We start from the raw sequence: 14,267 nt of genomic DNA on the forward strand, positions 1-14,267 counted from the left end.
GATCGCTGCAAGGTCGAGGAGCCCCAGCTCAAGGCCACCGGCGAAGGGCATTTCGCCGCATGCCATTTGCACGACGAGCCTGTCGCGCGCGCCCCGGGGCTGAAGGCGGGTACGGCCGAACCGGTCTGAACGGCCTGCGGCACGGCGGTTGAATTCAGGCGCCGCCCGCCGGCCGGCATCGGGCATGCCGGGCAGCGGCCTGCGGGGCAGGGGCGACGGCTCAGCTGCCGATCGAGAAGACGGCCGCCGTGCCGGCCAGGACGGCCGCCTGCGTGCGTGTCGATACCCCCAGTTTCCGGAAGATCGCCGAGACATGGATCTTCACGGTCTGCTCGGAGACGCGCAGTTCGCCGGCGATCTGCTTGTTCAGGCGCCCCTGGACGATCATGCGCAGGATGCGCAGCTGCTGCGGCGACAAGGCGGCAAAACGGCGCGCGATCAGGAGATCCTCGGCGCCGACATCCGTTTCGATCGCCATCGAGGCCGGGGCCCAGATGCCGCCGGACAGGAGCGTCTTGATCGCGCCGACCATTTCGGCGAGGCCGAGCGATTTGGGAATATAGCCGCAGGCGCCAGAGGCCAGGGCCCGGCGCACCGTCGCCGCGTCTTCGACCGCCGAGACGATCGCGACGGGGACGGTCGGAAACCGCGACAGCAGCAGGAAAAGTCCGGCAAGCCCGCTCGAGCCGGGCATGTTGAGGTCGAGCAGCACGAGGTCGGCTGTCTCCGACGCCGGACCGATGGCTTGAATGACCGCATCGAGGCTGCAGCATTCCTCGATCGTCGCGCCGGGAAATGCACCGGACAATGCGGTCCGCAGCGCGGCGCGGATGAGCGGATGATCGTCGCCGATGACGATCCGCGGTGCGCCCGGCAGGTCGCTATGTCTCGCGGTCATGATCGGCTCCTGCCTCCAAGACGTGAGACCGCAGGCTCGCGCCGGTCAGGAAGCGGCGCAGGGCGGCTGGCCTCAAGGGTTTCAAAAGAATCTGGCAGGCGCGCCGCTCGGCTTGCTGGCGCACCTTCTCGTTGCGATCGGCGGTCAGCAGCAGGGCGGGAATCCGCGAGCCCCAATCGTGCCGGAGGCTGTCGAGAAGATCGAGGCCGGTGGACCGGCCGCCGAGGTGATAGTCGAGCAGGATGACATCGGGGATCCGGCCTCGGAGGTTGCCGCCGATTTCGGCGGCCCCGGCGGCCGTGACCACCTCGTGCCCCCAAAGCTCGAGCAGGGCCCGCATCCCCTCCAGGATTTCCGCTTCGTTGTCGATGCAGAGGACGAGCAGCGGGTTGACGCGCAGGCCCGCCGGTTCGGCGGCGGTTCCGGCGATCACCGGGGCCGCGGGCTCCGCGAGAGGAACATCGATGGCAAAACAGGTGCCGTAGCCCACCCGCGAGCGGAGCAGGAGCCGCAGGTCGAGGAGACCGGCGATGCGGTCGACGATGGCGAGGCCGAGCCCGAGGGCCTTCTCCGAACGGCCGCCATGGAACTCGTCGAGGCGCCGGAATTCCTCGAAGATCTCCGCATGCTTGTCTTCCGGAATGCCGCTGCCGGTATCCCAGACTTCGATCCGCAGAAATGCCCCCCGGCGCCGGCAACCGAGCAGCACGCGGCCGGAGGCGGTATAGCGCAGGGCGTTGGCGAGAAAGTTCTGCAGGATCCGGCGCAGCAATTGAGGGTCGGTGCTGACGGTGGCGCCGCAGCCGACATGGCGCAGCACGAGGTTGCGCTCCTTGGCCAGCGCGGAGAATTCGATCGCCAGGCGTTCCAGGATCGGCCCGACGGCAAAGGGCCGGACATTCGGCCGGATCGCGCCGGAATCGAGCGAGGAGATGTCCAGGAGGCCGCCGAGAAGCTGTTCGGTGGAGCGCAGCGCGGTGCCGGCATGGGCGACGAGACTGCGCTCCCTGGCGCCGAGGCTGAGGCTCCCGGGCTCCGTCTGGGTCTCGTCGAGCGCGGCGATGAACAGGCGCGCCGCGTTGAGCGGCTGCAGCAGGTCGTGGCTCGCCGCGGCGAGGAACCGCGTCTTGCTGGCATTGGCGCTCTCGGCCTCGGCCTTGGCCTGCATGAGCGCTTCCGTGCGCTCGCGCACGCGCAGCTCCAGCGTCTCGTTGGCGGCGCGCAAGGCTTCGGCCGCCCGGTGCCGGTCGGTAACGTCGGTATAGGTCGAGATATAGCCGCCGTCGGGCATGCGGTCGTAGACCACTTCCAGGACCGTGCCGTCCTGCCGCCTGCGCTCGTGGACATAAGGCCAGGTTTGAGCGGAGACATCCCGGTCGGCCAGCAGCGCGGCCATGTCGCGGCCGCCATATTCGCCGCGGCTGCGGTTGTCGGCGGCGAAGGCGGCCAAGGGCAGGCCAACCCGGACGGCATCCGCGGGCAGGCCGAGCAGGCGCAGGAAGCGGCCGTTCCAGGCGGTAATGCGCAGCTCGGCGTCGAAGGTGCAGATCCCCTGCGGCACCGTCTCGAGCGCCGCCTCGAGCAGCCTGCGGTTGAAGCGGAGCGCCTCGGCCGCCTCGTCGAGCATGGCCATCGCCGCGCCGCGCGACAGCGAGAAGCCCTGCAGCGAGGATGCCATCACCACGCGCGCCGAAGGCGCGCCGATGGCGCCGGCCAGAATATGTTCGGTGAAGCGGATGGCGTGCAGGTCGGCGAGGCCGGAGGGGTCGAGCGGCGGCCCCGTTCCGTCGCGCCGGGCCGCGAGATAATCGTGGAAAACCGACCGGCCGCGCTCGGCCCCGACAAAGCGGAGGGCCAGGGCCTGCAAGTCCTCGAGCCGGGCGACCGCGCGGCGGGGCCCGGGCGCGTCGGTATCGCCGCGGGGGCCGCTGACGAAGGCGGCCGCCTGCAGGCGCTCGATCAGGCCTTGGCGCGAGAGCATCGAGCCGAGCACGAAGGCCACCAGGTTGGCCGCCAGGCTCCAGACCGTGCCATGCGAAATCGGATCGAGATCGAACCCCATCAGCGCCTGGGGCCGAAGCCAGGCAAGGCCCCAAGGCCCCTCCGAAAGGATCGTGGGGGCTATCGACACGAGCGGCAGGGTCGCCGGCAGGAGCAGCGTATAGCCCCAGACCGCGACGCCGGCGACAATGCCGGCGAGCGCGCCGACCCGGCTTGCGCCGCGCCAGTAGAGGCCGCCGAAAAAGGCCGGCCCGAACTGCGCGACGCCGACGAAGGATACCAGCCCGATCTGGGTCAGCGGGTAGTCGCGATCCACCGCGCGGTGCATCACATAGGCCAGAATGAGCACGACAACCACGGCGCCGCGGCGAATGCGCAAGAGGACGCGGGACACATCGCCGCTCCAGGCCCAGGGCGCCAGCGAGCGGGCACGCAGCAGCAAGGGCATGGTGACGTCGTTGCACAGCATCGTGCTGAGCGACACGGCGGCGACGATGACCATGCCGGTCGCGGCCGAGAGGCCGCCGATGAAGGCCAGCAGCGCGACGCCCCAATGGCCGGCCGCGATCGGCAGCGAGATCATATAGGTGTCCGGATTGGCGCTCCGGCCGATCTGGGTCAGCCCGGCGATCGCGATCGGGATCATGAAGATGCTGAGGATCACCAGATAGCCGGGATAGAGCCAGGCGGCCGGACGGGTATGGCGCGGGCTCTCGTTCTCGACGATCGCCACGTGGAACGCGTGCGGCAGGCAGAGGAAGGCGATCACCGAGATCAGCGTGTTGGTGATCCAGGTGGGGTCGCCGGGATTGACCGAGAGGAGCGGGCGGAGGCTGGGGTCGCTCTGCGCCTTCGCCACCAGCTCGCCGAAGCCGTCGGCCATGCCGAAGACGATGAAGGCGGCGACCGCGACGAAGGCGGCGAGCTTGACGAGGCTCTCAAAGGCGATCGCCAGCATGAGGCCGCGGTGATGCTCGCCGGCGGTAATGTGACGGACCCCGAAGATGATGGTGAAGGCGGCCATGGCCGCGGCCACGGCGAAGGCGCTGTCGCGCCAGAACGGTCCGGCCGTTCCCGCATGGTCCTTGTCGGTCGCGGTCAGGATATCGAAGCTGGCGCCGACGGCCTTCAGCTGAAGGGCGATATAGGGAAGCACGCCGGCCAGCGCCGCGACGGTGACGAGCGCGGCCAGCGCCTGGCTCTTGCCGTAGCGCGCCGCGATGAATTCCGAAATGGACGAGGTGTTCTGGGCCCTGGCGAGCGCGATGACCCGGGTCAGCACGGGCTGGCCGAAGACCAGGACGAGTGTCGGGCCGATATAGATGGGCAGGAAGTCCCAGCCGCTGGTCGCGGCCCGCCCGACCGATCCGTAGAAGCTCCAGGATGTGTTGTAGATCGCCAGCGTGAGCGCATAGGCGAGGGCGCTCCGGCCGATCGGCGCCGCGCCCGTCGCCGATCGCGTTTCGCCCCACCAGGCAACCGCGAACAGCACGGCGAGATATGCCCCGGCAACGGCAAGCACCAGCCAGCTCTGCACCCCGGTCGTCCCGCATGTTGAGAAAGAGCCTGTGCCTGAACGTTAGTCAGATCATCGACCGTCAACAATATGCCGGACCGCGTCGTGCCTAAGAATTGTGCCGCGATGAGCGAAAGTAGGGGGGTGGTGGAGCGAAAGTAGGGGGCGCTCCCGCGGGTCGCGATCGCTAGGTCAGGAGCCAAGACAACGAAAGACAATGCGATCTTTCGGCGGGAGGACAATCGATGAGCTCTCTTCTGGGCCTTGCCCGAGGCATTGACGAGATCAACCGCAGATGCGCCCAGTTCGCGTCCTGGCTGGTCCTGGTGTCCTGCGTGATCAGCGCGGCCAATGCCGCCTCGCGCTATCTCTTCAACGCGTCATCCAATGCCTGGCTCGAGATCCAGTGGCAGATGTATGCCGGGATCTTCCTGTTGGGCGCGCCCTATGTCTTCAAGCTGAACGAGCATGTCCGCGTCGACCTGTTCTATGGCTCCAGGACCGACCGGCAGAAGCTCTTGATCGACGTGTTCGGCCTCGTCCTCTTCTTGTTCCCGGCGGTGCTGTTCATCCTCGTCCTGGCCTGGCCCTTCTTCCTGGCGAGCTTTCAGTCGCAGGAGGCGTCGTCGAATGCCGGCGGGCTGATCCTCTGGCCGGTCAAGCTGCTGCTGCCCCTGAGCTTCGGGCTGCTCGCGCTGCAGGGCGTCGCGGAGCTGATCAAGCGCGTCGCGGCGCTGCGCGACAGGTCCGGGGCGGCGAGCGCGCTCGTCGCCTACGAGAAGCCGCTGCAATAACGCCGCCGTCCCCCGATATTCGAAGGATTGAGCCATGCTGGTCCACGGCCTGACCGCGCCTGCCATGTTCGCCGGCCTGATCGTCTTCCTGATCGTCGGCTTCCCCGTCGCCTTTTCGCTTGCGGCGCTCGGCCTGTTCTTCGGCCTGATCGCCATCGAGCTCGGTCATTTTACCGTGCCGTTCCTGCAGGCGCTGCCGTTCCGGATCTTCGGCATCATGTCGAACGAGCTGCTGCTGGCGATCCCGTTCTTCACCTTCATGGGCGTGATCCTCGAGCGCGCCGGCCTCGCCGAAGACCTGCTCGAGGGAACCGGACAGCTGTTCGGCTCGGTGCCGGGCGGCCTTGCCTATGCGGTCATCGTGGTCGGGGCGATCCTCGGCGCGATCACCGGAACGGTCGCGGCCTCGGTCATCGCCATGGGCATGATCTCTTTGCCGGTCATGATGAAATACGGCTACGACATGCGCATCGCCACCGGCGTGATCGCGGCGTCCGGAACCATCACCCAGCTCATTCCGCCGTCGCTGGTGCTGGTCGTCCTGGCCGACCAGCTGGGCGTGTCGGTCGGCGACATGTATATCGGCGCGATCGGCCCCTCGATCCTCCAGGTCGGCCTGTTCATCCTGTTCATCGCCGCCGTCTCGGTCGCCGCGCCGCACAAGATGCCGCCGCTGCCGCCGGAGGCGCGGATGCTCAGGGGCTGGGCCCTGATCGGCAAGGTGCTCTGGGGCATGGTCCCCTCGGTCGTCCTGATCTTCCTGGTGCTCGGCACGATCTTTCTCGGCCTCGCCACGCCGACCGAGGCGGGCGCCATGGGCGCGGTCGGGGCGATCGCGCTCGCCGCCCTGCACCGGAGGCTCACCTGGGATCTCGTCTGGGGCGCCATGGACGCCACCATGCGCATCACCGCCATGGTGATCTTCATCCTGGTCGGCGCCACGGTCTTCAGCCTGGTGTTCCAGGGCGTCGACGGCGCCAAATGGATCGAGCACATGCTGAGCGATTTCCCCGGCGGCCGGACCGGCTTTCTCGTCGCGGTGAACATCTTCGTGTTCTTCCTCGCCTTCTTCCTCGATTTCTTCGAGATCGCCTTCATCGTGCTGCCGCTGCTGGTGCCGGTCGCCAAGGCCCTGGACATCAACCTGGTCTGGTTCGGCGTTCTGCTCTGCGTGAACATGCAGACCAGCTTCATGCACCCGCCCTTCGGCTTCGCGCTGTTCTACCTGCGCGGCATCGCGCCGAAGGAGGTGAAGAGCTCCGACATCTACTGGGGCTCGATCCCCTGGATCCTCCTGCAGGTCCTGCTGGTCGTCATCGTCATCGCCTGGCCGGGTTCGGTGACCTACTGGATCGGAGGCCAGGAGACGATCGACGCGGCCCAGGTCACCCGGACGCTGGAAACCCTCGCGCAGCCGGAAGCGGCCGACGAGGCCGACCTGCCGGGCCTGCCCAGCGGCCCCGGCAAGCCTCCGCCGACCACGCCCTGACCGGTTCCCGTCGCGCCGCGGCGCAACGACCCATCGCTGGCATCAACAATCATCCAAGGGAGAGAAACATGAAACGACGTCAACTCCTGGCGGCCTCCGCCACCGGCCTGGTCGGAATGGTGGCGGCCCCGGCCCTGGCCCAGCAGGCCCCCGAGATCCGGTGGCGGCTGACTTCGGGCTTTCCCAAGTCGCTCGACACCCTCTATGGCGCCGGCGAAACCCTGGCGCGGCTGGTCGGAGAGCTGACCGACGGAAAGTTCCAGATCCAGACCTTCGCGGCCGGAGAGATCGTCGGCACTTTCCAGGCTCTCGACGCGGTTGCCAACGGCACCGTCGAATGCGCCCATACCGGGGCCTATTACCACGTCGGCAAGGACCCGACCTTCGCGATTCCCTGCGCGATCCCGTTCATGCTGAATTCGCGCCAGATGAACGCCTGGATGTACCATGGCGACGGGATCGAGGTCTGCAACGCCTTCTTCGCCAAGCACAACCTCTTCGCGCTGCCGGCCGGCAATACGGGCACGCAAATGGGCGGCTGGTTCCGCAAGGAGGTGGCCAGCCTCGCCGATCTCAAGGGGCTGAAGATGCGCATTGCCGGCCTTGCCGGCGAAGTGATGATGCGGCTCGGCGCGGTGCCGCAGCAGATCGCCGGCGGCGACATCTACCCGGCGCTCGAGCGCGGCACCATCGATGCGGCGGAGTGGGTCGGGCCCTATGACGACGAGAAGCTGGGCTTCAACAAGGTCGCGCCGTTCTACTACTACCCCGGCTGGTGGGAGGGCGGTCCGATGTACCACCTCTTCATCAATCAGGAGAAGTGGGCGAGCCTGCCGCCGCTCTACAAGGCGGCTGTCCGGTCGGCCGCCGTCCATGCCAATGTCGACATGCAGGCCAAATATGACGCCCGCAATCCGGCGGCCCTGAAACGCCTGCTCGCCGGCGGCGCGCAACTGAGACCCTATAGCCGCGAGATCATGGAGGCCGCCTACAAGGCGGCGCATGAACTCTACGCCGAGATCAGCGCGACGAACGCCGACTTCAAACGGCTCTATGAGCATATTCGCGCCTTCCGGAACGAGGAAACGCTCTGGTTCCAGGTCGCCGAGTTCGGCTTCGACAATTTCATGGTGCGGAATGTCCATCGCCGCTGAGACCGGCCGGTACCGCCGCACGATGGTCATGACCGGTTGATCCCGGTGCAAGCAGGTCGCGGATCTCGGGGACAAGCCGGGCAGGGCGATTGCATCGACCTTCCCGTGCGCGGCGACCGGGAGCCGCGCCCAGGGGGCGACGCGGCGTCGTGTCGAGGGATCCGCGCCATCCCCTGAGCCCGCCGATGGGCCGCCGGAAGCGGTGTCCCGGCGGGTTCCGAGGGCCTGCATCACGCCGCTGTCATTGCACCTGCGCGTCGAAGCGGGCTATAGGGCGGGCTTCCTTGGGATTACGGGCGCGACACAGTGGCTGAAACCAGCAAGACCGCCAAAGGCGGAATGGGCGAAACCGTCCGCGTGGTCATCCATGCGCTGTTGATCGCCCTGGTGATCCGGACATTCCTGTTCCAGCCGTTCAATATCCCCTCCGGCTCGATGAAGGATACGCTGCTGGTCGGCGACTATCTGTTCGTGTCGAAATACGCCTATGGCTATTCGAAATATTCGCTGCCGTTCTCGCCGCCGCTGTTCGAGGGGCGGATCTGGGGCTCGGTGCCGAAGCGCGGCGACGTCGTCGTGTTCCGCCTGCCGCGCGAGCCAGACGTCGACTATATCAAGCGGGTGATCGGCCTGCCGGGCGATCGCATCCAGGTGCTGGGCGGCGTCGTGCATATCAACGGCGTGGCGGTGAAGCGCGAGCGCATCGACGATTTCGTCGAGGTCGAGGACGGCCGCGAGACGCGCACCCGGCGCTACCGCGAAACCCTGCCGAACGGCGTGACCTATACGACGCTCGATCTCTATGAGAACGGTTTCTACGACAATACGCCGGTCTATGAAGTGCCGCCCGGCCATCTCTTCATGATGGGCGACAACCGCGACAATTCCACCGACAGCCGGGTGCTCAGCCAGGTCGGGCCGATCCCGCTGGAGAACCTGGTCGGGCGGGCGGAAATGCTGTTCTTCTCCATCGAGGAAGGCGAGCGCGCCTGGGCCTTCTGGCGCTGGCCGTGGTCGATCCGCTGGTCCCGGCTCCTCAATATCGTGCGGTGAGGTGGCCTTGGCTCCTGGTCGCAAAGCAAAGCCGATCCGTCCCGGCCTGGACGAGCTGGAGGCCAGGATCGGCCACGCCTTCGCCGACAAGGACCTGCTGATCCGCGCCCTGACCCATCCGAGCGCGGTCAGCGGCGCCGACAAGCGCGACAAGTCGTATCAGCGGCTGGAATTCCTCGGCGACCGGGTGCTGGGTCTCGCGGTCGCCGACATGCTGTTTCGCATGTTGCCCTCGGATGACGAGGGCACGCTGTCGCGCCGCCTGTCGGACCTGGTGCGTGCCGAGACCTGTGCCGATGTCGCGGCGGAACTCGATCTCGGGTCCGGCGTGCGCGTCGGGCCGACCGAGAGTGCTACACAGGTCGGGCGGCGCGCCAGCGTGCTCGCCGATCTCGCCGAGGCGGTGATCGGCGCGGTCTATCTCGACGGCGGCTGGCCGGCGGCGGAAGCCCTGGTGGCCCGCCACTGGCGCGAACGCGTCGTGGCCGGGCCGGTGCACAATCGCGACGCCAAGAGTGAATTGCAGGAATGGGCGCAGGGGCGGGGGCTGCCGACACCGACTTATGTGGTTGTCGAACGCACCGGGCCGGATCATGCTCCCGTCTTCACCATGGCCGTGGTCATCCCGGGCATCGAGGAGGGCCGTGGCCAGGGTTCGGCCAAGCGTCCGGCCGAGATCGCCGCCGCCACCGCCGTGCTGGTGCGCGAAGGTGTCTGGACCGCCGCGACGGACCGCAGCACAAGCAAACCGGCGGAACCGGCACGGCCGGTGATACCCGTCGTTCGGCCGGCCGATCCGCCGCCCTGGGACTAGACAATGACCGAGACAGCACCAACACGTTGCGGCTTCGTCGCCATCATCGGCGCTCCGAATGCCGGCAAATCGACTTTGGTCAACGCCCTGGTCGGCGCCAAGGTGACGATCGTCTCGCACAAGGTGCAGACGACCCGCTCGCTGGTGCGCGGCATCGTCATGGAAGGCACCTCGCAGATCGTCCTGGTCGATACGCCCGGCCTGTTCGCGCCGAAGCGCCGGCTCGACCGGGCCATGGTCACGGCGGCCTGGGGCGGGGCAGCCGATGCCGATCGCGTGCTGATCCTGGTCGACGTGCGCCGCGGCCTGGACGAAAGCGTCGAGGCCATTCTCGACAAGCTGCAGGACATCCGCCAGCCGGTCGACCTGGTGCTGAACAAGGTCGATCTGGTCGAGCCGCGCAAGCTGCTCGACCTCGCCGCCGAATTCGGCGGGCGCGCCAAGTTCGCCAAGACCTTCATGGTCTCGGCGCTGAGCGGCTCGGGCGTCGCCGACCTGCGCCGGCATCTCGCCGAGATCGTGCCGGAGGGCCCTTGGCACTACCCCGAGGACGAGGTCTCCGACCTGCCGGCGCGCATGCTCGCCTCCGAGATCACCCGCGAGAAGCTCTACAAGCGGCTCAATGACGAGCTGCCCTATGATTCGACCGTCGAGACCGAATCCTACGAGGAGCGGAAGGACGGCTCGATCCGCATCGAGCAGACCATCTATGTCGTGCGCGAGGGCCAGCGGAAGATCATGCTCGGCAAGGGCGGCGAGACGATCAAGGCCATCTCCAAATCGGCGCGCGAGGAATTGTCGAAGCTTTTTGAAGTGCCGGTGCACTTGTTCTTGTTCATCAAGGTGCGCGAGGATTGGGGTAACGAACCCGAGCGCTACGAGCGCATGGGACTGGAATTTCCGAAAGGCCGATGACCGCCATGCTGACCGCCATCAGTTCGAAAAAGACCACCACGCTCTACCGCTACCTGACCGGACCCGACGATGCCGCCTTCTGCCATCGGGTCAGCGAGGCCATCAACAAGGGCTGGCAGCTCTATGGCCACCCGACCTTGACCTTCGATCCGGTCAAGGGCCGGGTCGTCTGCGGCCAGGCGATCGTCCGCGAGGTCGAGGACGTCGCCTATTCGCCGGATCTGAAGCTCTCGGATTATTGAGGCGAGGGCAGGGTGCTGCTCTGGCTCGCCGGGGGCGACGTACAGCCTGTTGCCACCGCTAAGCGATGGATCGCGGCCTGGAGCCACCCCGTCACCGGTTGATGCTGGCGCCGATGAACACCTTACGTCACCCCCGGCCGAGGCGAAGCCGAGGGGAAGGGGGTCCAGGGGCCGACAGGCGGTGCTCTCAGTGCATGACGTCCGGATGGGTCTTTCGACCGCGTTCCGGTTTCTGCCCTGCACCCCCTGGACCCCCTTCCCTCGCTTCGCTCGCCCTCGGCAAAGCAAATGCTTTGCCTTGGGGTGACGTAGGGCATGTTCAGGTCGCCGCCACGCGCTGGATCGCCGTCTGCAGCCGGCCTCCTCACCAGCTGATGCTGGCGCCGGCGCGCACGGCGTGGCTGGTCTCGCGCTGGGCGAGCGTGCCGTCGTAGCGCACGAACAGGCGCGTTCCGGCGTTCGGGCTGTAGCCGATGCCGGCACCCACCAGCAGGAGGTCGCGGCTACCGGCGGCGCCGAGCGTGGTGAAACCGCCGCTGGGATCGCCGATGAAGCTGGCCGTGACCGCCGGAATGGTCGACAGAAGCTCGCGCGCGTAGCGCAGCCTGAGGTCGATGCTTGCTGTGCCGGTGCCCACCGGCGCCGAGGCGACGAAACGGGCGCCGGCGGTGGCGCGCAGGCTGTCGAAGCCGGAGCCGCGAACCGCCAGGCCGCCGATCGCCGAACCCGTCTCGACGACGTCGTTGACGAAGGCGCCGGCATAGTCGAGGCCGATGGCCGGCTCGATCGACCAGGCCGCGCCGGAGAACCGATAGCCGGCGAGCACGGAAGCGCCGCCGACATAACCGCCGAGCGAGCCGCTGGCGATGCCGGTCCCGGGGATGGCGCGGAGGTCGCGTGTGGTCGTGCCGGTCAGCCAGCCGACGGTCGCCGAGCCGTCGGCGAACCAGGGGCCGCTACGGTGGCTCGCATAAAGCGTCGCGGTCGTCGTCTCGACCCGGGCGTTCTGGGCGATCGAGCGGAGCGACAGCGAAGACGAAGCCCAGCCGAGCGCGACGCCGAGCACGGTGTCGGGTGTGGCATGGCGCGTGAAGCCGGCGGTGAAGCCGAAGGCCGAGGATGACGAGCGCGCCGCATTGCCGTCGCCGGAGCGGTTGCCGAACTGGCCGGTGGTGGTGCCCCAGAGCGTCCAGCCGGACGCCGGCGCCGGGCGGTTCTCCGCACGCCAGCCGGCCAGGTGGTCGCCGATGGCGGATTGAGCGTCCGAAACGGTGCGGGCGGCGGCCCGGCGCGCTTCGGCATGGACCTGGGCGGTGAGGCTGTCGACGAGGCCGGCGGCCGCCGCCGGAGCAGCAGCAGCCAGCGCGCCGATCAGCGCGCCGTTCGATCCGCTGCCGGTGAGCCGGTCGAGAGCGGCGCCCACCGCGGCGCGGTTGGCGGTCGCGCCCAGCGCCTGGGCGAAGCGGGTTGCCACCTGCACGTCGACGAAGGTCGCGCCGTAGATGGCGGTGACGGTGACGAACTGCGATTGCGGGACGACGCTGGCGAACTGGCCGTTGACCGCGGCGGCCGTCAGGACGCGCGAGGTGCCGTTGAGCGTCGCGGCGCCGACCGCGACGATCTCCAGCGTGCCGCCGAGCGTCGCCGTGCCTGAAATCGCCAGCCTGCTGGCGGCGGCGGCGCCGACCTGGATCTGCAGCGTGCCCGCGGCGGTCTGGGCGAAATTGCCCGTGACCGTCAGCGTGCCTGGGCTGAGGCCGGGGGCGATCGTGCCCGAATTGGTCAGGAGGGCGGTGGTCAGCGTGCCGGTGCCGGTGAGCGTCGCGCCGGCTTCGACGGCGATCGAGGTGCTGCTTTCGATCGCGCCGGTGAGGATCGACTTGCCGCTGACGAAACGTGTCGTTTCGAATTGCGTGAAGGTGGTGTCGATGACCTGGCTGGCACCGGCGCCGGGGTCGAAGATCAGCGCGTCGGTGCCCGCGCCGCCGCGAACCGCGCCGACAAAGGTGCCGCCGCGCACCGTCAGGGTGTCGTTGCCGGCGCCGAGATCGAGCGCGATGCCCGAGGCACCGGCCGCCGCGATCAGGCCGGAATTGGTGACGGTGTCGGCGCCGTCGCCCATCTGGACGGCGGCGTCGGTGCCGGCGCCGGTGATCCGGCCGGAATTCTCCAGCACATTGGCATAGGTGCCAACGATGCCGATCGCCGATCCGGCGAGACCCTCGATGGTGCCTTGGTTGCGAATGGTGATGGCGCCATAGGCCGAGCCGCCGCTGCCATTGTCGATCAGGATGCCGCGGGTGGCGCCGGATATCAGCGCGCCCCGGGCATTCTCGATCAGGCCGCCGCCCATGGCGATGCCTTCCGAGCCGTTCGGCTGGCCGCCGCTGTCGACGCCGCCGGCGCCGGTGCCGCGGATGATGCCGAAATTCCTCACCGTGCCGATCAGGTCGATGTCGACGCCGTCGCCGTCGCCATTGAGCGAGGCGGCGCCGGTATTGGTGAGGATGTTGCCCGGGCCGGCATAGGCGCCGATGATCGTGCCGTAATTGGTCACGGTGGCGGTGCCGTCCGAGCCGACGCCCGAGCCGTTGCGGCCGATGATGGTCGCGCCGGCCTCGTTGACCACGGTGATGTCGGCATCGGCGGTGATGCCGTGGCGCGCGCCGCTGATCGTGCCGCCGGTGCGGTTGGTGACGACCACGCCGGTATTGCCGCCGGCGTCGATGCCGTCGGAGCTGCCCGTGGAGGTATTGGTGCCGGAAGAGTAGATCGTGCCGTAGTTCTCGACGATGCCGTTCTGGCCAGGGCGCAGCGCGTCGTCCGACTTGGCCTCGATCCAGCCGGTGGCGCGGTTGATGACGGTGACGCTCGCCGTGCCGGCGGCGATGCCGCGCAGGTCGATCGCCTGCCCGCCGCCGGTGATCACGCTGGTGTTGTTGGCGATGATCCGTCCGGCATTGTCGAGAATGAAGGTGCCGCCGGTGAGGTTGGTGTTGACCCGGATCGCATCGTTTGCGCCGGACTGGATCAGGCCGCCGACATTGTTGACGATGGTGATGCTGCGCGGCGACGTCGCCGCGCCGCTCGAATCGATGGCGCGGCCGCCGGTCGATTCGAGGATGCCGCTATTGGTGATGGTGGCCGTGGTCGAGGCGCCGTTCCAATTGGCGCCGATGCCGGAGGTCCTCAGCGTTCCGCCCGTGTCGATGGTCAGGGTCTGGATGCCTGAGATGGTCTGGGTGGCGGTGACCGTCTGGCCGTTGGTGATGATGGTCTGCGCAGCCGCGGGAAGAACGTGGCCGCCAGCGGCAACCACGAGCGCGCGAAGGCAAACCCCGCGCAGGAATGTCGATGTCATGTTTCAGCCCCATGCTTCAGGCCGCTTGAT

10 protein-coding genes are annotated in these 14,267 nt (G+C 68.1%); 7 read left to right on the plus strand and 3 right to left on the minus strand.

Going from position 1 to position 14,267, the window contains the following annotated elements; translation table 11 throughout:
* Positions 1-220: 220 nt before the first annotated feature.
* Both AC07WJ_RS35445 and AC07WJ_RS35450 read right to left on the minus strand, forming a co-directional pair.
* Positions 221-898, minus strand: coding sequence for a response regulator transcription factor (locus tag AC07WJ_RS35445; protein ID WP_494939448.1), 678 nt, complete (start codon positions 896-898; stop codon positions 221-223).
* Positions 882-4,436 carry a hybrid sensor histidine kinase/response regulator gene (locus AC07WJ_RS35450; RefSeq protein ID WP_494939449.1) on the minus strand — a complete coding sequence of 1,185 codons (3,555 nt, stop codon included), beginning with the start codon at positions 4,434-4,436 and terminating at the stop codon, positions 882-884. The genes AC07WJ_RS35445 and AC07WJ_RS35450 overlap by 17 nt, the downstream gene beginning before the upstream one ends.
* A gap of 224 nt (positions 4,437-4,660) precedes the next feature.
* On the opposite strand from AC07WJ_RS35450, the gene AC07WJ_RS35455 reads away from it, so the two are divergent.
* The 7 genes from AC07WJ_RS35455 to AC07WJ_RS35485 all read left to right on the plus strand — a co-directional run bounded on the left by AC07WJ_RS35455 (position 4,661) and on the right by AC07WJ_RS35485 (position 10,876).
* A complete protein-coding gene (locus AC07WJ_RS35455) occupies positions 4,661-5,209 on the plus strand; it encodes a TRAP transporter small permease subunit (RefSeq protein ID WP_494939450.1) in 549 nt (182 codons plus the stop codon).
* Between the two features lie 34 nt (positions 5,210-5,243).
* Positions 5,244-6,698, plus strand: a complete 1,455-nt coding sequence (locus tag AC07WJ_RS35460) for a TRAP transporter large permease (RefSeq protein WP_494939451.1) — start codon at positions 5,244-5,246, stop codon at positions 6,696-6,698.
* A 68-nt stretch (positions 6,699-6,766) separates the two neighbouring features.
* Entirely contained in the window at positions 6,767-7,852 is a 1,086-nt protein-coding gene (locus tag AC07WJ_RS35465; RefSeq protein ID WP_494939452.1) for a TRAP transporter substrate-binding protein, read from the plus strand.
* Positions 7,853-8,158: 306 nt separating this feature from the next.
* Positions 8,159-8,905 carry a signal peptidase I gene (gene lepB, locus AC07WJ_RS35470; RefSeq protein WP_494939453.1) on the plus strand — a complete coding sequence of 249 codons (747 nt, stop codon included), beginning with the start codon at positions 8,159-8,161 and terminating at the stop codon, positions 8,903-8,905.
* Between the two features lies 1 nt (position 8,906).
* Positions 8,907-9,719, plus strand: coding sequence for a ribonuclease III (rnc, locus tag AC07WJ_RS35475; RefSeq protein WP_494939454.1), 813 nt, complete (start codon positions 8,907-8,909; stop codon positions 9,717-9,719).
* Positions 9,720-9,722: 3 nt separating this feature from the next.
* Positions 9,723-10,634: a GTPase Era gene (era, locus tag AC07WJ_RS35480; protein ID WP_494939455.1), complete on the plus strand. Its 912-nt coding sequence runs from the start codon at positions 9,723-9,725 to the stop codon at positions 10,632-10,634.
* Positions 10,631-10,876: a DUF1737 domain-containing protein gene (locus AC07WJ_RS35485; RefSeq protein ID WP_494939456.1), complete on the plus strand. Its 246-nt coding sequence runs from the start codon at positions 10,631-10,633 to the stop codon at positions 10,874-10,876. Before era ends, AC07WJ_RS35485 begins: the two co-directional genes overlap by 4 nt.
* A gap of 364 nt (positions 10,877-11,240) precedes the next feature.
* Here the strand turns inward: AC07WJ_RS35485 and AC07WJ_RS35490 are convergent, their stop codons facing one another.
* Positions 11,241-14,237, minus strand: coding sequence for an autotransporter outer membrane beta-barrel domain-containing protein (locus AC07WJ_RS35490; protein WP_494939457.1), 2,997 nt, complete (start codon positions 14,235-14,237; stop codon positions 11,241-11,243).
* Positions 14,238-14,267 lie beyond the last annotated feature (30 nt).

This window comes from Phreatobacter sp. GW821-FHT04C01, from assembly GCF_059420385.1.